The organism is Pantoea dispersa (assembly GCF_019890955.1).
Classification (GTDB): Bacteria; Pseudomonadota; Gammaproteobacteria; order Enterobacterales; family Enterobacteriaceae; genus Pantoea; species Pantoea dispersa.
In genome coordinates this window covers 3,767,372-3,786,326 of sequence record NZ_CP082346.1, presented here as the reverse complement: position 1 = coordinate 3,786,326, position 18,955 = coordinate 3,767,372, and the positions used below count along the sequence as shown (strand labels likewise).

The following is an 18,955-nucleotide window of genomic DNA, read 5'->3' as shown; positions in this document are numbered from 1 at the left end:
GCAACGATGAAAGGTATCATCTTAGCCGGTGGCTCGGGCACGCGCCTGCACCCGATAACCCGGGCGATATCCAAGCAGCTGCTGCCGGTGTACGACAAACCGATGATCTACTATCCGCTGTCGGTGCTGATGCTGGCGGGGATTCGCGACATTCTTATTATTACCACGCCGGACGATCGCGCCCATTTTGAGCGGCTGCTGGGGGATGGCAGTGAATTTGGCCTGCAGCTGCAGTATGCCGAGCAGCCGAGCCCGGATGGCCTGGCGCAGGCCTTTATCATCGGTGAATCCTTCATTGGCGACGACAGCTGTTGTCTGGTGCTGGGCGACAATCTCTACTTCGGCCAGGGCTTCAGTCCGAAACTGAAAAAGGTGGCCGCGCGCAGCCACGGTGCCACGGTCTTTGCCTATCAGGTCATGGATCCGGAACGTTTTGGCGTGGTGGAGTTTGATGACGACTTCAACGCGCTGTCGATTGAAGAGAAGCCGCAGCAGCCGAAATCGCGCTGGGCAGTCACCGGCCTCTACTTTTACGACAACCGCGTGGTGGATTTTGCGAAGCAGGTGCAGCCTTCGGCACGCGGCGAGCTGGAAATTACCGCCATCAACCAGATGTATCTGGAGCAGGGCGAACTGGCGGTGGAGCTGCTGGGGCGCGGCTTTGCCTGGCTGGACACCGGCACCCACGACAGCCTGATTGAGGCTAGCGTGTTCGTGCAAACGGTTGAGAAACGCCAGGGCTTTAAAATTGCCTGCCTCGAAGAGATTGCCTGGCGCAACGGCTGGCTGAGCGATGAGCAGCTGCTGGCAGCGGCACAGGCGTTGACCAAAACCGGCTACGGCCAGTATCTGCTGGATATTCTTCATGCCCGTCCGCGTCAGTATTGATCCCCTTGCGTGGGAGAGCGACTTCTTCCGCTGCGCCACGGCGCGGCTGACGCTGGACGGCGATGTGCCGCTGGCCGAGGCGCTGCAGCAGCCTTACACGCTGTGGCAGGTTAAGGTGCCAGCGCAGGACAGCGCGGCGATAGATGCGCTGAGCCAGCACGGTTTTCAGCTGGTGGAAGGCGAAGCGGATCTGGCGATCAATATCAAACGCACCGAACGGCAGACCGGCGTGCGCATCGCGCGCGAAGCGCAGATCACGCAGCTGCGCGCGGCAGCGGCCCAGGCGTTTAGCCAGAGCCGTTTTCGTGCTCCCTGGTTTGACGCTGAAGACAGCGGCCGCTTCTACGCACAGTGGATTGAGAACGCGGTGCGCGGCACATTTGATCACCAGTGTCTGATCGCCTGCGACGAGCAGGGCGCGCTGCAGGGGTTCGTCTCCATGCGCGAAGTCGCTGGTGACGCGCGTATCGGTCTGCTGGCGGTGCTGCCGGCGGCGCAGGGCAATGGCGTCGGGCAGCGTTTGCTGCTGGCGGCAGCCGACTGGGGCCGGGTGCGCCAGCTCGAACGTCTGCGGGTCGCAACCCAGCTCAGCAATCTTACGGCGATGCGCCTCTATTTACGCAGCGGTGCCCGGCTGGAAAGCACCGCCTACTGGTTTTACAGGAAAGCCTGATGATCCCATTTAATGCGCCCCCGGTTGTGGGCACCGAAGTTGACTATATGCAGTCGGCGATGGCCAGCGGCAAGCTGTGCGGCGACGGCGGCTTTACCCGGCGCTGTCAGCAGTGGATGGAGCAGCATTTTGGCAGCAAAAAAGTGCTGCTGACGCCCTCGTGCACCGCTTCGCTGGAGATGGCAGCGCTGCTGATCGATATCCAGCCCGGCGATGAAGTGATCATGCCGAGCTACACCTTTGTCTCCACCGCCAACGCCTTCGTGCTGCGCGGCGCCACCATTGTGTTTGTCGATGTACGCCCGGATACGCTGAATATCGACGAAACGCAGATTGAAGCAGCAATCACGCCGAAAACGCGCGCCATCGTGCCGGTGCATTATGCGGGCGTGGCGTGCGAGATGGATACCATCATGGCGCTGGCGGCGAAGCACCAGCTGTATGTGATTGAAGATGCGGCGCAGGGCGTGATGTCGCAGTATAAAGGGCGCGCGCTGGGCACCATCGGCCATATTGGCTGCTTTAGCTTCCATGAGACGAAAAACTACACCGCTGGCGGTGAAGGCGGCGCCACGCTGATCAACGAGGCGAAACTGATCGAGCGTGCGGAGATCATCCGCGAAAAAGGCACCAACCGCAGCCAGTTCTTCCGTGGACAGGTGGATAAATATACCTGGCGCGATATTGGTTCCAGCTACCTGATGGCGGATTTGCAGGCGGCTTATCTGTGGGCACAGCTGGAAGCGGCGGAACGCATCAATCAGCAGCGTCTGCGCCTGTGGCAGAACTATTACGACGCGCTGCAGCCGCTGGCGGCCAGCGGGCGCATTGCGTTACCGGCGGTGCCGGCCAGTTGCCGTCACAACGCCCACATGTTCTATCTCAAATTGCGCGACAGTGAGGATCGCCAGGCACTGATTAACTGGATGAAGGAAGCGGAGATCCTCACCGTGTTCCACTATATCCCGCTGCACTCCTCACCGGCCGGCACGCGTTTTGGCCGCTTCCACGGCACGGATGCGTTCACTACGCGCGAGAGCGAGCGCCTGCTGCGGCTGCCGCTGTTCTACAACCTGTCGGACAACAACCAGCGTACGGTAATCAGTTCGCTGCTGAGCTTCTTTGCCTGATGTCGTTAGCCAGAGCCTCAGTGTGGACCGCCTCGTCCACGCTGGTAAAAATTGTCGCTGGCCTGCTGGTGGTGAAACTGCTGGCGGTGAGCTTCGGCCCCGAGGGCGTCGGCCAGGCGGGTAACTTTCGCCAGCTGATTACCGTGCTCGGCGTGCTGGCCGGCGCGGGTATCTTCAACGGCGTAACCACCTATGTCGCGCAGTTCCGCCAGCAGCCGGCGCAGCTGCGCGCCGTGACCGGCACCGCGTCGGCAATGGTGCTGGGGTTTTCCACGCTGCTGGCGCTGCTGTTCCTGCTGGCGGCGGAGCCCATCAGCCGGGCGCTGTTTGGCCACGCCGCCTGGCAAAACGTGGTGCGTATCGTCGCCTTTTTGCAGCTGGGCATTGCCTGGGCCAACCTGACACTGGCGCTGCTGAAAGGTTTTCGCGATGCGCGCGGTAACGCGCTGGCGCTGATCGCCGGCAGCCTGATCGGCGTGGTGGGTTATGTGCTGTGCTGGTGGCTGGGTGGCTATGCCGGTGCGCTGGTCGGGCTGGCGCTGGTGCCGGCGCTGCTGGTCGGGCCGGCGCTGTGGATGCTGCGACGCCACCGCGAGGAACTGCCGCTGCGCTGGCTGATGCCGCAGTGGCAGCCGGCGCTGGCGCGTAATCTGGCCAAATTTACCCTGATGGCGTTGATGACGGCCGTGACCCTGCCGGTAGCCTGGGTGATGATGCGTAATCTGCTGGCGCAGCAGCAGGGCTGGGCGCAGGTCGGTCTGTGGCAGGGCGTCACCAGCATCTCCGATGCGTATCTGCAATTTATCACCGCCACGTTCAGCGTCTGGCTGCTGCCAACGCTGGCGCGGCTGGAGCATAAAGCCGACATCGCGCGCGAAATTGGCCGTGCGCTGCGCTTTGTGCTGCCGGCGGTGGCGGCGGCCAGCTTTTGTGTCTGGCTGCTGCGCGATGTCGCCATCTGGCTGCTGTTTTCCCCGCAGTTCAGCGCCATGCGCGATCTTTTTGTCTGGCAGTTGTGCGGTGACGTCTTTAAAGTAGGCGCCTATGTTTTCGGATACCTGGTGATCGCCAAAGCCTCACTGCGCTTTTATATTCTCACGGAAATCAGCCAGTTTGTGCTGCTGACCGCCTTTGCGCACTGGCTGATCCCACTGCACGGAACGGCGGGCGCGGCGCAGGCTTACATGGCGACCTACGTGCTCTACTTTGCCCTTTGCTGTGGCGCTTTCTTGATTTATTGCCGGAAAAAATGACGCTATTTCACGTGCTGGGCTCCGATATCCCGCATCACAATCACACGCTGCTGCGCTTTTTTAACGACGTCATGAGCGTCGAAGCGCCAGCCGACGCGCCGCGTCAGTTTATGGTGGTATCGGCCGCGCCGGATACCCTGCTGGCCTATCCTCAGTTGCAGATCGACGTGTATCCCAGCAAGCGCGCGCTGGCGCAGGCGGTGATCGCACGCGCCGCCGATCGCCGTCAGCGCTTCTTCTTTCACGGCCAGTTCAATCCGCGCCTGTGGCTGGCGCTGCTCAGCGGCAAACTGCGGCGACAGCAGGCGTTCTGGCACGTCTGGGGCGCCGATCTCTACGAAGAGGGCGCCGGGCTGAAGTACCGCCTGTTTTATCTGCTGCGGCGTATCGCCCAGGGGCGCATGGCGCAGGTGTTTGCCACGCGCGGCGATCTGCACTTTTTCCAGCAGCGCCATCCGCGCGTACCCACTTCGCTGCTCTATTTTCCAACGCGTATGCCGGAGACCGCGATACCCGCCCCTGCCGCCAGTGATAGCTTTACCATTCTGCTCGGCAACTCGGGCGATCGCAGCAACCGGCACATTGAAGGATTGCAGGCGATTCGCCGCCAGTTTGGTGAGCAGGTTAACGTGGTGATCCCGCTCGGTTATCCGGCCAGCAACTATGAGTACATCGATGAGATTGATGCTGCCGCGCAGCGCCTGTTTCCGCGCGGCCAGGTGACGCTGCTGCGCGACAAAATCGACTTCACTGCCTATCTGCAATTGCTGAGTCGCTGTCAGCTCGGTTATTTTATGTTCGAACGTCAGCAGGGCATCGGTACGCTGTGCCTGCTGATTCAGGCCGGCATTCCGTTTGTGGTTAACCGTAAGAATCCGTTCTGGCGTGACCTGAGCGAGCAGGGGCTGCCGGTGTTATTTAGCGCTGACGCGCTGGATCGCACGCGCGTGGCGGAGGCGCAGCGTCAGCTGGCGCAGTGCGATTGTTCTGCTATCGCCTTTTTTGCCCCGGGCTATCTGGCGGGATGGCGCCACGCGCTGGCGGAGAGTGAAAGGGAGTCAACATGAGCCTGCTGCAGTTTAGTGGTCTGCTGGTGGTGTATCTGTTTTCGCTGGGCTTCATTCTGACGCTGACCTGGCGCGAATTTAAACGGGTGCGTTTTAATTTCCACCTGTTCTTTACTCTGCTGTTTTTACTGACCTTTTACTTTGGCTTCCCACTGACCAGCGTGCTGGTATTCCGCTTTAACGTCAGCGTGGTGCCGGCAGACTATCTGCTGCAGGCGCTGCTGGCCGCCACCAGTTTCTACGCCATCTATTACGTCAGCTACAAAGTGCGGCTGCGGCCTGCGCAGGCGGCGCCGCGCAAACCCTGGCTGACGATGAACCGGGTGGAAACCCATCTGACCTGCCTGCTGCTGGCGCTGGTGGCGGTGGGAACCGTCACGGTGTTCTTTATGCATAACGGCCTGCTGCTGTTCCGGCTGTCGGCCTATAACCAGATCTTCTCCAGCGAAGTGTCCGGCGTGGCGCTCAAGCGTTTCTTCTACTTCTTCATTCCGGCGATGCTGATCCGCTATTTCCTTAATCCTACCCAGCGCCAGTGGCTGCTGTTTTTGCTGATCACGGTGGCGTTTGGTCTGCTGACCTATGCGCTGGTGGGCGGGACGCGCGCCAATATCATCATCGCCTTTGCGCTGTTCCTGTTCATCGGCATTACGCGCGGCTGGATTACGCTGTGGATGCTGGTGGGGGCCGGCGTGATGGCGATTGGCGGCATGTTCTGGCTGGCGCTGCGTCGTTACAATCTCGACGTGGTGGGCGATGAAGCGTTTTACACGTTTCTCTATCTGACGCGCGACACCTTTTCGCCGTGGGAAAACCTTGCGCTGCTGCTGCAGAATTACGACAAAATCGATTTTCAGGGGCTGGCACCGATCTGGCGTGATTTCTACGTGTTTATCCCGGGCTGGCTGTGGCCGGATCGGCCATCGATGGTGCTCAACAGCGCCAACTATTTCACCTGGGAAGTGCTGAATAACCACTCCGGGCTGGCGATTTCGCCCACGTTACTCGGTTCGCTGCTGATCATGGGCGGCGCAGGCTTTATTCCCCTTGGGGCGATAGCGGTCGGGCTGTTGATGAAAGGGTTTGATTCTCTCTACCAGCAGGGGCGCGAAGCCGGCAACCGCTACAGCGGTGCCATTTTGCAAAGCTTCTGCTTTGGCGCGGTGTTCAATATGATCGTGCTGGCGCGCGAAGGGCTGGATGCATTCGGCTCGCGCGTGGTGTTCTTTTGCCTGATTTTCGCCGCCTGCGTTGGGCTGGCGAAGTTACTTTTCTGGCTGTTAGCGCGTGCCGGGCTGATTCGCCCGCGCGCGGAGCCAGTATTATCGCGCTCTGCTTAACCTCCGGGCCTGACGGGAAATACCGACCATGGAAACCGATCATCCGCGTTATACCCTGCGCGGCATCGATTTACACGCTTTCGCTGATATGGCGAGCTTTCTTCACTTTCTGCTGCCGGACGGCAAGCCGCGCAGCGGCACGCTAGTGGCAATCAACGCTGAAAAGATGCTGACGCTGGAAGAGGATGCCCAGCTGCGCGCGCTGATCGCCGCCGCGGAGATCAAGTACCCGGACGGCATCAGCATTGTGCGTTCGCTGCGAAAGAAATACCCGCAGCTAACGGTGAACCGCATCGCCGGCGCCGATCTGTGGGAAGCGCTGATGGAACAGGCGGGCCGCAGCGGTATTCCGGTGTTTTTAATCGGCGGGCGTGAGCAGGTGCTGCAGGAAACCTGCGATAAATTACGCCGTCAGTGGAATGTCAACATCGTGGGCAGCCAGAACGGCTACTTCGCTCCAGCCGAACGCGAGGCGCTATTTGCGCGCATTGCCGCCAGCGGGGCGCAGATTGTGACCGTGGCGCAGGGATCGCCGCGCCAGGAGCTGCTGATGCGCGACTGCCGCGAACACTGGCCGCACGCGCTATATATGGGGGTCGGCGGCACCTATGATGTCTTTACCGGCCACGTCACGCGTGCGCCACGCATCTGGCAGCAATTAGGGCTGGAGTGGCTTTATCGCCTGATACGCCAGCCATCACGCTGGCGCCGTCAGTTAAAACTGCTGAAATATTTACGCTATCACTGGCGCGGCGATCTGTAACGCGGCAGGAATAGTGCTGTAATTCCGGCAGGTTAAGCAGGCAAATTGCGTTATTTATCGACGGAATGCACAAAGCGTAAGCAAACGCGATTTTTTTATGAAAAAGCACTGGACAGCCTGGAGTCAAATACGTAGTATGCCCATCCGCAACGGCGCTACGCGCCCGTAGCTCAGCTGGATAGAGCGCTGCCCTCCGGAGGCAGAGGTCTCAGGTTCGAATCCTGTCGGGCGCGCCATTTAGTTTGTGCGCAAGAGCTTCGGTGGTTGGTTTAACCGCGTTATGCAGTGCATTAAGTAAGCGGTTACGCTTACGCACCAGAATTATGGTGGCTATAGCTCAGTTGGTAGAGCCCTGGATTGTGATTCCAGTTGTCGTGGGTTCGAGTCCCATTAGCCACCCCAGATTTTGCTGGGACATGCGAAGGTGGCGGAATTGGTAGACGCGCTAGCTTCAGGTGTTAGTGTTCTTACGGACGTGAGGGTTCAAGTCCCTCTCTTCGCACCAGGCAAAACAAGTAAGCAGTAACAGGCAGTACAAAATCGGCGAGTAGCGCAGCTTGGTAGCGCAACTGGTTTGGGACCAGTGGGTCGGAGGTTCGAATCCTCTCTCGCCGACCATATTCGAAAAGCCCGCTTTGCAAAAAGCGGGCTTTTTTCGTTCGTAGCAAAAGAGGATGAGAACCTCCGAAGGAGGTTTGAGCCGAGCGCAGCGAGACAACGTTGCGTCAGCAACGGCCCGCAGGGCGCTTCTCGCAGAGAAGCGTAATCCTCTCTCGCCGACCATATTCGAAAAGCCCGCTTTGCAAAAAGCGGGCTTTTTTCGTTCGCAGCAAAAGAGGATGAGAACCTCCGAAGGAGGTTTGCGCCGGGCGCAGCGATTGTCGCTATTACGCGACATATAACCTGCTGATTTTTAATAGTCTTACCTTTCATTGCACAGCCTGTCGCTCAGCGGAGACAGCTTTAAACCGGTCTGTCGCGTTTTCGCGACATCGTAACCGCTGTTAGCAGGCAGGGGTCATCTAACTGACTGATATAAAATAACTTCCCGTGATTCATGCCATTCTGGCACGCTTTGTGCAATAATCTCAGCGTAGATGCTCATTCCACCTCTTATGTTTGCTAATGCTACATAAACCTGGGAATGATGCAGAGCCCCTTACGGTATCCGTTGTCCAGCTGGCAGTAACGTGTACGCGCTACTGCAGTAAGAAGGACATTACGTTGAGTCGGATACCATCAGTTGTCTTACCGACCTGATCTTACACCTGCTTCTGGCAGGTGTTTTTTTATCTGCCGTTCACGGATTGATGCCGTATTCCCTGCACGCTCTTTGAGGCAAAAAAAAGCCGGGACTGGCCCGGCGTGCACAAAAATAACAACAGTAAAATCAGGCGCCAGGATTGTTCTTCAGCGTCAGTAACAGACCTTCGCGACGCATTTTAGCCGCGTCTTCCGGGCGATGCAGGCGATCGTAAACGTCCGCCAGCCAGGCGTAGTCAAAGCCATCGGGACGCTGTGCCAGCGCCTGCTGGAAGGCTTCTGCGGCCTGCTGCCATTCACCATGGCGCATCAGCAGCTGGCCGAGCGTGCTGTGCAACAGCGGCGTGGCGCCGTGCTGCTTGATCTGCTGACGCAGCGCTTTTTCCAGCGCCTGCGGGTCACCGCTTTTGATACGCGGCATCAGCAGCACCAGCCGATCGTCATACTGACGCTTCAGCCCTTCCAGCACGATGCTTTGCGCTGTGTCCGGATCGTCGCACTCGATCAAATGCTCAGCCATCGCCACCTGCAGGGCAGTCTCCTGGCGGGTTTTACGACTCTGGTTCTGCCACCATTTTTTCAGGCCTTCGCTGCCCTGATCGGCCATAGCCTGATTCATCAGACCCAGCCACGCCTGCTGCTGCAGCGCGTTACGCTGGTTCTCATCGTTAATCTGCGCCTTCTGCATAGAGGGCAGGATATCCAGCAGTGCGCCCCAGGCGCCGGTGCGGATATAAGCCTGCTCGGCCAGACGCAGCACTTCCGGATGGCGCGGCGCCACTTCCAGCAGGCGATCAATACCGTGACGTGCGGCGTGATCTTCGTTACGCGCCAGCTGCAGTCGCACGCGGGTGATCTCAACCGGAATGGTATCGTTCTCGGAGAGCTCAGAGGCGCGCTCCAGGTGCTGGTTAGCACGGATTTCATCGCCGCGCTGCTGCGCTGCTTCCGCCGCCAGCAGATAGTTCGCCACCGGCTGATCGGCGTGATCGGCATTCTTTGACAGCAGCTTTTCTACCTGACGATAATCGCCTTCCGCCAGCTTCATCAGCGCGCTTTGCGTGTGACGCTGGGCGCTACGACGTTTCCGCCCGGTGAACCAGCCGCGGGTGCGGGCGCCGGTGCGGAACAGGCGACGCAGAATCCATTCAACCAGCAAAATTACCAGCAGGCTGAGAATCAGGATGATGGCCAGACCGGTGACGCTGGTCTCAATGTTCCAGTTATCGGTCTGGATCAGCACGTAGCCCTGATGGCCGGCAACCATCGGTCCCAGCACAATGCCGGCAATCAGCAGCAGGAAAAGCACCAATACTTTCAGCATGGTTAGCCTCCCTGTTGATCAGCCGCAGCCGATGGCTGCGCCAGCAGATTGCGCACGCGCGTTTGCATCAGTTTTTCCAGCAGCGCCTGGCTCTCCAGCGTGTCCGGCACGTCCATCGAAATACTTTGCTGACTCAGCTCGTCGAGCTGGGCGAGGAAGGCTTTGGTTGCCGCATCGTTAGTGTCGTACCAGGCACGCACCCAGGTGGATACCGCATCGATGGACTGTTTGTAGATCTCATCCTGATGGCGCGGCACCGCCTGCGCGGCAATCAGCAGACGTGAACGGATGTTTTCGCGCAGATAAACATCCTGATTCGGTGCCAGCAGCGGCTGCGCGGTATTATCGCGGCGGCGGATGGTGATGAAATCATCCATGAAGTTGTGCCAGCTCTTCACCAGATTCTGACGCCATTCGTGCAGCGAGCTGGAGAGCTCACCGCTGTCGGCATCCATCGGCGACTCATCGCTGTCGTTATCGGCCAGACGCAGATTATCCACGCCGTTCGACAACTGGTTCAGCTTGAGGATGATGCCGTCGTAGTCTACCTGGCTGACCGCCGCCAGTGAACTGATGTCCTGAGTCAGCGCACGGCGCACGTTCATGATGCTGGGATCGTTCATCTCCGCCAGGCTGGTGTCCGCGCTTTTAAGCAGCGCTGCCGCGGTGGTGACGTCCTGATCGCTCCACAGTTTGCGACCCGCCAGTTTGACGAGGTAGTCGGCCTGCGCCAGCAGCCAGGTGCGGGTATCGTTGCCGGAAATAGTGGCCACTTTTTCACGCAGCGTCTCCAGCTCTTTGGCGCTGTTATCCTGCTGGCTGCGCGCTTCCTGCAGCGCGGTGTTGGCGTCCGCCAGCTGCTGCGAGAGCTGTTGTTTATCGCTGCCCAGTTGCTGCTGCAGGGCGCTCAGCTGCTCGCTCAGGTTCTGGTTAGTCTGAGCCTGTAAGTCGGCCTGGTGTTTCCCATTCAGGTAAAGTCCCGCGCCAATCGCCAGTGCAATGACAATTGCCACCGCGCTCAGCACCTTGCCGTCGCTCTTTTTCGCACGAGGCGGCTGGCTGGCTGGCGTCGGGGAAGTGTCCGCAGGGGTGGTTTCTTCAACCATGGCGGAGGAGTCTTTTTGTTCCGTCATTGTGGCTCATCCCAATGTTAAGTTCAGCGTAACGCACGCAGCAGCGCGTCGTTATCCGCACCATCGGCTACCTCAATCTCCTGCCAGCCTAATTCGGCGGCCTGGGTAGCCAAACGTTCACTGACGACCAGCAGTCGACAGTGCAGCAGCCATTCCCGCCTATCGATTGGCGGAAACAGCGCAAACAGTTGTTGTAACATTTCACCGCTGGTCACCACCAGCGTGGTAATACCGCGATCGCGCCAGCGACGGCCTTCAATCGCGCCGTCGTACTGCTTTTCACAGCGCTGATAGCACTCACAGTATTGCACGTCCGCGCCGCGGGCGATCAGCGTCTCCGCCAGCAGTTCACGGCCCGGACTGCCGCGCAGAATCAGCGCACGCTTGCCGCTGACCTGCTGCAGGCGATTCAGCCGCACCAGCTCTTCGCTGGTTTCCCGCGCATGCGGATAGTCAACTTTCAGATTACTGACGGTGTGCAGCGCCAGCGCGGTGCTGCGACCAATGGCATAATAGTCGAGAAATGCCGGCCACGCGCTGCGCTGCTGCTGTAAAGCGGGCTGGGCAAAGTGCACCACCTGCTGCGACAGCAGAAATACCAGGTCACCGGGCTGCAGGGCGGCCAGCTTCAGCGGCAGTTGGGGGAGATCGCGACCCGGCGTGAATTCAATCAACGGAAACGACCACGCCAGTTTGCCCTGGCTGCGCAGGCGCGCGACCAGTTCGCTGGCGGCGGGTTCCGGACGGGTCACGAGGATAGTCATGCGGGCGGCTGTCCCTGATAAACTTCACGCAGAATGTCACGCGCACCGCCGTCCAGCAGCTCTTCGGCCAGTGAAATCCCCATCTGTTCGGCCTGTTCACGCGGGCCGCGGCGTTCGCCCACCACCATCTGGCTGCCATCCGGCGCACCGACCAGGCCGCGCAGCCACAGCTGATCATCTTCCAGCACGGCAAAACTGCCGATCGGCACCTGACAGCCGCCTTCGAGACGGGTATTCATGGCGCGCTCGGCGCGCACGCAGACGGCTGTGTCGCTGTGGTTTAGCGCCTGCAGCAGCGTAATTAACGGCTGATCGTCAAGGCGGCACTCAATGCCGACCGCGCCCTGGCCCACCGCCGGCAGGGAAAACTCCGCCGGCAACGCCTGGCGAATGCGATCTTCCAGTCCAAGGCGTTTCAGTCCGGCGACAGCAAGAATGATGGCGTCATACTCGCCGGCGTCCAGTTTGCTGAGACGCGTACCAACGTTACCGCGCAGCGAGCGAATCACCAGATCCGGGCGCCGTGCGCTGATCTGGCACTGGCGACGCAGGCTGGACGTGCCGACCACCGCGCCCTGCGGCAGCGCGTCGATCGAGGAATAATGACTCGAGACAAAAGCGTCGCGCGGATCTTCGCGCTCGCAGATGGTCACCAGTCCCAGACCGTCGGGAAAATCGACCGGCACATCTTTCATGGAGTGCACCGCCATATCGGCACGGTTTTCCAGCATCGCCAGCTCAAGCTCTTTGACAAACAGTCCTTTGCCACCCACTTTCGCCAGCGGCGTATCAAGGATGACATCACCTTTGGTGACCATCGGCACCAGCTCAACCTGCAAGCCGGGATGCGCAGCCATCAGGCGCTGTTGGACATATTGTGCCTGCCACAAGGCAAGCGGGCTTTGCCTGGTAGCAATTCTGAAAATTTTGTTTAACATGCTGTTAACCATTTTGATCGTTCATCGATTATCCTATCATTGATAGGGGAATGCTGTCAGTTTCAACGGATTGACCAGGCTGCAATCTCAGACCGGAGCCCGCTTTTTACGGCGTCAGATTCTGAGGCTGGAGTCCGAAAATGCAGGGCTACGTTTGGAACGTGCTAAACTGTCAGGTAGCGCAACTTTCTTTACGGTCAATCTTCCAGGTGTTAGATTGATCACGTTTCCAGCAATAATTTGCCCGACATCTTTATTATTAAGCGGCAGATTTTGGAAACAGGGTGCTTAACACTGGGACAATCAGGCGAATCGTCTTGTACCTCTACATTGAGACACTGAAACAGAGACTGGATGCGATTAACCAGCTGCGTGTAGATCGCGCACTGGCTGCCATGGGACCTGCTTTCCAGCACGTCTACAGTCTGCTGCCAACATTACTGCATTATCATCATCCGCTGATGCCGGGTTACCTTGAAGGTAGCGTTCCCCATGGCGTCAGCTTCTTTGCGCCTGATGAAAACCAACAGCAACTGTTGCAACAGTTAGCGGGCGACCATCCGCTCGACCTCAGCAGCGCGGTGAAGGGCGAACTGCCTATCACCGGCATCTACTCAATGGGCAGCACCTCGTCCGTCGGCCAGAACAGCGTCTCCGATCTCGACATCTGGGTATGCCATCAGTCATGGCTGGATAACGAAGAGCGTCTCAATCTGCAGCGCAAGTGTACGCTCCTGCAAAAATGGTGTGTGTCGCTGGGTGTGGAAGTCAGCTTCTTCCTGATCGACGAAAACCGCTTCCGCCATAATGAGAGCGGCAGCCTCGGCGGTGAGGACTGCGGTTCTACCCAACATATTTTACTGCTGGATGAGTTCTACCGTACCGCCGTGCGCATGGCGGGGAAACGCATTCTGTGGAACATGGTGCCTGGCGAAGAAGAACATCATTACGACGATTACGTGATGTCGCTCTATTCACAGGGCGTGCTGACGCCGAATGAGTGGCTGGATCTCGGCGGTCTCGGCACGCTGTCGGCGGAAGAGTATTTTGGTGCCAGCCTGTGGCAGCTGTATAAAAGTATCGATTCGCCGTACAAAGCGGTGCTGAAAACCCTGCTGCTGGAAGCTTACAGCTGGGAATACCCAAACACGCAGCTGCTGGCGATGGATATCAAACAGCGACTGCACGACGGCGAAATTGTCTGCTTCGGTCTCGATCCCTACTGCATGATGCTGGAGCGCGTGACGCGCTATCTGACCAGCGTCGATGACACCGCGCGCCTTGATTTGGTGCGTCGCTGTTTTTACCTCAAAGTGTGCGAAAAACTCTCCAGCGAGGAGCAGCATCCGCGCGCGGGCTGGCGGCGTGAAATTCTGTCGCAGCTGGTGAAAGAGTGGGGCTGGGACGATGAGAAGCTGGCGGTGCTGGATAATCGCGCGCAGTGGAAAATCGAACGGGTGCGCGAGGCGCACAATGAGCTGCTGGATGCGATGATGCAGAGCTATCGCAACCTGATCCGTTTTGCCCGTCGCAACAATTTAAGCGTCAGCGCCAGCCCGCAGGACATCGGCGTGCTGACGCGTAAATTGTACGCCGCGTTTGAAGCGCTGCCGGGCAAAGTCACGCTGGTGAACCCGCAAATCTCGCCCGATCTGTCGGAAGAGAACCTGACCTTTATTCATGTGCCGGCCGGGCGCGCCAACCGTGCCGGCTGGTATCTGTATAACCAGTCGCCGGACATGAGCTCAATCATCAGCCATCAGCCGCTGGAATATAACCGTTATCTCAACAAGTTAGTGGCATGGGCGTGGTTCAACGGATTGCTGACGCGCAAAACCCGTCTGCACATTAAGGGCAACGAGTTCTGCGATCTGCCGCGCCTGCAGGAGCTGGTCAACGATGTCTCCAGCCACTTCCCGCTGCGTCTGCCCGCGCCGACGCCGAAAGCGCTCTACAGCCCGTGCGAAATCCGGCATCTGGCGATCATCGTTAACCTCGAACACGATCCGACCTCGGCGTTCCGCAATCAGGTGGTGCACTTCGACTTCCGTAAGCTGGATGTGTTTAGCTTTGGTCAGCAGCAGCAGTGCCTGATTGGCAGCATCGATCTGCTGTACCGCAACTCGTGGAACGAAGTGCGTACGCTGCACTTCAGCGGCGAGCAGGCGATGATTGAAGCGCTGAAAACCATTCTGGGCAAAATGCATCAGGACGCCGCACCGCCGGACACGGTAGAAGTATTCTGCTACAGCCAGCATCTGCGTGGCCTGATTCGTACCCGCGTGCAGCAGCTGGTGTCGGAATGCATTGAGCTGCGTCTGTCGAGCACGCGTCAGGAGCCGGGCCGCTTTAAAGCGCTGCGCATGGCCGGTCAGACCTGGGGCCTGTTTTTCGAACGCATGAGCGTCTCGGTGCAGAAGCTGGAAAACGCGGTCGAGTTTTACGGCGCGATTTCCAACAACAAGCTGCACGGTTTGTCGATCAAAGTTGAATCGAACCAGACGCCGCTGCCACCGGTGGTCAACGGCTACGCCAGCGAAGGCATCATTCAGTTCTTCTTTGAAGACACCAGTGACGATCGCGGCTTCAATATCTACATTCTCGATGAAAGCAACCGGGTTGAGGTGTATCACCATTGCGAAGGCAGCAAAGAGGAGCTGGTGCGTGACGTCAGCCGCTTCTATTCGTCGTCGCACGATCGCTTTACCTACGGCTCCAGCTTTATCAATTTCAACCTGCCGCAGTTCTATCAGATTGTGCACGCCGGCGATCGCTTCCAGGTGATTCCGTTCCGCAGCCAGACGCTGACGCAGCTGTGCGCCACCCAGCCGGACAACGACAACGGCGACTTCCAGCCGCGCTACCAGATGCACTAAAGCCGCTGCGCTGTACGCAGTGGCCTGCCCCCGTTTCTGAACCTTCTGCCGGATATTTCCTGTTGCTTTTACAACGTCAACTGCGATGATAAGCAGCTGGGATTTGGATAAAAAGAGCAGACAGAATGATACGAGTGATGAGCCAGCTGGGTATGGCGCTGGCACTGGTCAGCCTGGTAGGCTGTGGCCTGAAAGGACCGCTGTATTTCCCGCCCAACGATCGGCCGCAACAGAAAAATCAGCCGGTGACTGAGCAGCAGCAGAAAGCGGCACAGGATGCGGATACCAGCGGCCTGGTCACCAGCAAACCGGCTGGCGTGCAGGCGAATTAAACCCGATGAGTCATCCGGCGGAGCAGAAAATGCAGTTCTCGAAAATGCACGGTCTCGGTAACGACTTTATGGTCGTCGATGCCGTGACGCAAAACGTCTTTTTTTCGCCGGAACTGATTCGCCGCCTGGCGGATCGGCATCTGGGGATCGGCTTCGATCAGTTGCTGATCGTCGAGCCACCTTACGATCCGGATCTCGATTTCCACTACCGCATCTTCAACGCTGACGGCAGCGAAGTGGCGCAGTGCGGCAACGGCGCGCGCTGTTTTGCCCGCTTTGTTCGCCTCAAAGGGCTGACCAATAAAAGCGACATTCGCGTCAGCACCCAGACCGGCCGCATGGTACTGAGCGTCACCAGCGATGAGCTGGTACGCGTTAACATGGGCGAGCCCAACTTTGACCCGCAGCAGGTGCCGCTGCGCGCTAACAAGGCGGAAAACCTCTATCTGCAGCGCGTGGCCGAGCAGACCGTGATGTTTGGCGCGGTATCAATGGGCAATCCACACTGCGTGATTCAGGTTGAAAGCGTGAAAACCGCCGCGGTGGAGACGCTCGGTCCGGCACTGGAGAGCCATGAGCGCTTTCCCGAGCGCGTGAACGTCGGCTTTATGGAAGTGGTCAATCCGGAACACATCCGTCTGCGCGTGTATGAACGCGGCGCGGGCGAAACCCAGGCGTGCGGCAGCGGCGCCTGCGCCGCAGTGGCCTGCGGCATTCAGCAGGGCATTCTGGCGGAGAAAGTGCGCGTCGATCTGCCCGGCGGCACGCTGCATATCGCCTGGAAAGGGGCCGGTCAGCCGCTGTTTATGACCGGGCCAGCCACACACGTCTATGATGGGTTTATTCATCTATGAAAAATATCGAAGAGCAGACCGACAGCGCGGTTTTGCTGGACGATCAGGCGGTGAGCGCCTGGCTGCGTCACAACCCCGATTTCTTTATTCGCAATGCGCGCCAGGTTGAGCAAATGATGGTGCCGCATCCGGTGCGCGGCAGCGTATCGCTGGTGGAGTGGCATATGGCGCGTCAGCGCAACCACATCCAGCAGCTGGAAGAGGAGATCACGCTGCTGATGGAGCAGGCAACCGCCAATCATCAGCTGTTCGATCGCCTGCTGGCGTTGCAGAGCCATCTCGCGGCGGCCGATAGCCTGCAGGAGATGCTGACGCGCCTGCATCGCTGGGCGCGCGAGCTTGGCCTGGCGGGCGCTAATGTGCGGCTGTTCAGCGACCGCTGGCGCATCGGCGCACCCTCCGATTTCACCCAGCTTGGTCTGTCACGCCAGGCGTTTGAGCCGCTGCGCATCCAGCGCTTTGGTCAGCAGCATCACTACCTTGGCAGCCTGAACGGACCGGAGCTGCTGCTGCTGCTGCCGCAGGCAAAAGCCGTCGGATCGGTGGCGATGTCGCTGATGGGCGAGCAGGGCGATCTCGGCGTACTGATCTTCAGCAGCCGCGACAACCAGCACTATCAGGCGGGCATGGGCACGCTGCTGCTGCAGCATCTGGCACAAATGCTGCCCGACCTGCTGTCTCGCTGGGTGGAGCGCGCATGAGCAGCGCCAGCCCGCTGTTGCCGGCCGTTGAGGGCTTTCTGCGCTATCTGAAAGTCGAACGCCAGCTCAGCCCGCTGACGCAAAAGAATTACCAGCGCCAGCTGCAGGCGCTTATCGCCATGGCGGATGACATGCACATCACCGCCTGGTCGCAGCTGGAACCGGCACAGGTGCGCAGTCTGGCGGCGCGCAGCCGGCGCGGCGGTCTCGGTGCCAGTAGCCTGGCCCTGCGCATGTCGGCGCTGCGCAGCTTTCTCGACTGGCAGGTCAGCCAGGGCATGCTGAGCGCCAATCCGGCGAAAGGCATCGCCACGCCGCGCAACGCACGGCATCTGCCAAAAAATATGGATGTCGACGAAGTCAGCCAGCTGCTGGAGATCGACCTCGACGATCCGCTGGCGGTGCGCGACCGCGCCATGCTGGAAACCATGTACGGCGGCGGTTTACGTCTCGCTGAGCTGGTGGGCATCGACTGTCGTCATCTGGACCTGGAGAGCGGTGAAGTCTGGGTGCGGGGCAAAGGCAGCAAAGAGCGCCGCGTGCCGATTGGCGGCACCGCCGTCACCTGGCTGCAGCACTGGCTGCCGCTACGCAACAGCTTCGCGCCGCAGGATGATGCAGTTTTTGTGTCGACGCGCGGCAGCCGTATTTCGGCGCGCAATGTGCAGAAACGCTTCGCCGAATGGGGCATTAAGCAGGGCGTCGCCAGCCATATCCACCCGCATAAGCTGCGCCACTCGTTTGCTACCCATCTGCTGGAATCGAGCGGCGATCTGCGCGCGGTGCAGGAGCTGCTCGGCCACGCCAACCTCTCGACCACGCAAATCTATACCCACCTGGATTTCCAGCATCTGGCGTCGGTATACGATGCGGCACACCCGCGTGCCAAACGAGGAAAGTCTGAATGAAGTTTTATCGCCCGCTGGGCCCGATCAAAGCCATCACCTTCGATCTTGACGATACGCTGTATGACAACTATCCGGTGATCCGCAAAACCACGGCGGAATCGCACGCTGCACTGCAGGCGTATCACCCGGCGCTGCGCGAGTTTACGCCGGAAGATTATCAGGCGCTGCGCGATGAACTGCTGCTGCGTGAGCCGGAAATTTATCACGATGTCTCTGAGTGGCGTCGCCGCTCGGTAGAGCTGGCGCTGCTCAACGCCGGACTGCCGGCCGCGCAAGCCAGCGCAGGTGCCCGCGACGTGATGAGCGTGTTTCATCAGTGGCGCAGTGCGGTGGAGATGCCAGAAGAGACCCATCAGACGCTGGCCTGGCTCGGCGAGCGCGTGCCGCTGGTGGCGATCACCAATGGCAACGCCGACCCGCAAAAGCTCGGCATCGATCACTACTTCCAGTTCGCGCTGCGCGCCGGTCCGCACGGGCGCGCCAAGCCGTGGCAGGATATGTACCATCTGGCCGCCGAACGGTTGGGCATTGCGCCGCAGCATATTCTGCACGTCGGCGATGACCTGACCACCGACGTCGCCGGTGCGCTGCGCGCTGGTCTGCAGGCGTGCTGGATCAACCTGCGTGACGGCAATCTGATGAAGATTGACGACGCGCGCCTGCTGCCACACGTGGAAATTCATCAGTTGGCATCGCTGACCTCGCTGCTATAATGGCTGTAAATTTATCCAGTCGTATTCTGTATTCT

At 59.4% G+C, this 18,955-nt stretch carries 17 protein-coding genes, 4 tRNA genes and 1 other RNA gene; 18 read left to right on the top strand and 4 right to left on the bottom strand.

What is annotated here, in order from left to right; genetic code table 11:
- The first annotated feature begins 6 nt into the window (after positions 1 to 6).
- The 12 genes from rfbA (at position 7) to K7H94_RS17630 (ending at position 7,897) form a co-directional block, all read left to right on the top strand.
- Positions 7 to 888 carry a glucose-1-phosphate thymidylyltransferase RfbA gene (gene rfbA / locus K7H94_RS17685; RefSeq protein WP_166720212.1) on the top strand — a complete coding sequence of 294 codons (882 nt, stop codon included), beginning with the start codon at positions 7 to 9 and terminating at the stop codon, positions 886 to 888.
- Positions 866 to 1,561: a dTDP-4-amino-4,6-dideoxy-D-galactose acyltransferase gene (rffC, locus tag K7H94_RS17680; protein WP_222951407.1), complete on the top strand. Its 696-nt coding sequence runs from the start codon at positions 866 to 868 to the stop codon at positions 1,559 to 1,561. Before rfbA ends, rffC begins: the two co-directional genes overlap by 23 nt.
- Positions 1,561 to 2,691, top strand: a complete 1,131-nt coding sequence (rffA, locus tag K7H94_RS17675) for a dTDP-4-amino-4,6-dideoxygalactose transaminase (RefSeq protein ID WP_021506983.1) — start codon at positions 1,561 to 1,563, stop codon at positions 2,689 to 2,691. The genes rffC and rffA overlap by 1 nt, the downstream gene beginning before the upstream one ends.
- The gene (gene wzxE / locus K7H94_RS17670) at positions 2,691 to 3,944 is read left to right on the top strand and encodes a lipid III flippase WzxE (RefSeq protein WP_058758104.1); all 1,254 of its coding nucleotides are present in this window, start codon (positions 2,691 to 2,693) and stop codon (positions 3,942 to 3,944) included. The genes rffA and wzxE overlap by 1 nt, the downstream gene beginning before the upstream one ends.
- The gene (gene wecF, locus K7H94_RS17665) at positions 3,941 to 5,011 is read left to right on the top strand and encodes a TDP-N-acetylfucosamine:lipid II N-acetylfucosaminyltransferase (RefSeq protein WP_222951406.1); all 1,071 of its coding nucleotides are present in this window, start codon (positions 3,941 to 3,943) and stop codon (positions 5,009 to 5,011) included. Before wzxE ends, wecF begins: the two co-directional genes overlap by 4 nt.
- The gene (gene wzyE / locus K7H94_RS17660) at positions 5,008 to 6,351 is read left to right on the top strand and encodes an ECA oligosaccharide polymerase (RefSeq protein WP_021506980.1); all 1,344 of its coding nucleotides are present in this window, start codon (positions 5,008 to 5,010) and stop codon (positions 6,349 to 6,351) included. The genes wecF and wzyE overlap by 4 nt, the downstream gene beginning before the upstream one ends.
- Before the next feature lie 28 nt (positions 6,352 to 6,379).
- Positions 6,380 to 7,114 carry a lipopolysaccharide N-acetylmannosaminouronosyltransferase gene (wecG, locus tag K7H94_RS17655; RefSeq protein ID WP_021506979.1) on the top strand — a complete coding sequence of 245 codons (735 nt, stop codon included), beginning with the start codon at positions 6,380 to 6,382 and terminating at the stop codon, positions 7,112 to 7,114.
- 159 nt (positions 7,115 to 7,273) lie between these two features.
- Positions 7,274 to 7,350 (top strand) — tRNA-Arg (locus tag K7H94_RS17650).
- Positions 7,351 to 7,440: 90 nt separating this feature from the next.
- Positions 7,441 to 7,516 (top strand) — tRNA-His (locus K7H94_RS17645).
- 16 nt (positions 7,517 to 7,532) lie between these two features.
- A tRNA-Leu gene (locus K7H94_RS17640) sits at positions 7,533 to 7,619 on the top strand.
- A gap of 36 nt (positions 7,620 to 7,655) precedes the next feature.
- Positions 7,656 to 7,732, top strand: a tRNA-Pro gene (locus tag K7H94_RS17635).
- A gap of 35 nt (positions 7,733 to 7,767) precedes the next feature.
- Positions 7,768 to 7,897: non-coding RNA, RtT sRNA (locus tag K7H94_RS17630), on the top strand.
- A gap of 607 nt (positions 7,898 to 8,504) precedes the next feature.
- On the opposite strand, the gene hemY is transcribed toward K7H94_RS17630, so the two are convergent.
- Genes hemY through hemC form a run of 4 tightly spaced genes read right to left on the bottom strand, consistent with a single transcriptional unit; the run spans position 8,505 to position 12,536 of the window.
- Positions 8,505 to 9,701: a protoheme IX biogenesis protein HemY gene (hemY, locus tag K7H94_RS17625; RefSeq protein WP_058775512.1), complete on the bottom strand. Its 1,197-nt coding sequence runs from the start codon at positions 9,699 to 9,701 to the stop codon at positions 8,505 to 8,507.
- Between the two features lie 2 nt (positions 9,702 to 9,703).
- On the bottom strand, positions 9,704 to 10,834 hold the full coding sequence (gene hemX, locus K7H94_RS17620) for a uroporphyrinogen-III C-methyltransferase (RefSeq protein ID WP_058758109.1): 1,131 nt from the start codon (positions 10,832 to 10,834) through the stop codon (positions 9,704 to 9,706).
- Between the two features lie 23 nt (positions 10,835 to 10,857).
- Positions 10,858 to 11,598 carry a uroporphyrinogen-III synthase gene (hemD, locus tag K7H94_RS17615; protein ID WP_058758110.1) on the bottom strand — a complete coding sequence of 247 codons (741 nt, stop codon included), beginning with the start codon at positions 11,596 to 11,598 and terminating at the stop codon, positions 10,858 to 10,860.
- Positions 11,595 to 12,536, bottom strand: coding sequence for a hydroxymethylbilane synthase (gene hemC / locus K7H94_RS17610; protein WP_222951405.1), 942 nt, complete (start codon positions 12,534 to 12,536; stop codon positions 11,595 to 11,597). Before hemC ends, hemD begins: the two co-directional genes overlap by 4 nt.
- A gap of 317 nt (positions 12,537 to 12,853) precedes the next feature.
- Between hemC and K7H94_RS17605 the strand changes: the two genes are divergently transcribed.
- From K7H94_RS17605 to yigB, 6 genes are all read left to right on the top strand, one after another.
- A complete protein-coding gene (locus tag K7H94_RS17605; protein ID WP_021506974.1) occupies positions 12,854 to 15,412 on the top strand; it encodes a class I adenylate cyclase in 2,559 nt (852 codons plus the stop codon).
- Between the two features lie 125 nt (positions 15,413 to 15,537).
- Positions 15,538 to 15,744, top strand: a complete 207-nt coding sequence (gene lptM, locus K7H94_RS17600) for an LPS translocon maturation chaperone LptM (RefSeq protein ID WP_022548017.1) — start codon at positions 15,538 to 15,540, stop codon at positions 15,742 to 15,744.
- Between the two features lie 29 nt (positions 15,745 to 15,773).
- The gene (gene dapF / locus K7H94_RS17595; RefSeq protein WP_031279612.1) at positions 15,774 to 16,598 is read left to right on the top strand and encodes a diaminopimelate epimerase; all 825 of its coding nucleotides are present in this window, start codon (positions 15,774 to 15,776) and stop codon (positions 16,596 to 16,598) included.
- A complete protein-coding gene (locus tag K7H94_RS17590) occupies positions 16,595 to 17,299 on the top strand; it encodes a DUF484 domain-containing protein (RefSeq protein ID WP_021506972.1) in 705 nt (234 codons plus the stop codon). The genes dapF and K7H94_RS17590 overlap by 4 nt, the downstream gene beginning before the upstream one ends.
- Entirely contained in the window at positions 17,296 to 18,207 is a 912-nt protein-coding gene (gene xerC, locus K7H94_RS17585; RefSeq protein ID WP_021506971.1) for a tyrosine recombinase XerC, read from the top strand. Before K7H94_RS17590 ends, xerC begins: the two co-directional genes overlap by 4 nt.
- On the top strand, positions 18,204 to 18,920 hold the full coding sequence (gene yigB / locus K7H94_RS17580; RefSeq protein ID WP_021506970.1) for a 5-amino-6-(5-phospho-D-ribitylamino)uracil phosphatase YigB: 717 nt from the start codon (positions 18,204 to 18,206) through the stop codon (positions 18,918 to 18,920). Before xerC ends, yigB begins: the two co-directional genes overlap by 4 nt.
- Positions 18,921 to 18,955: the final 35 nt, after the last annotated feature.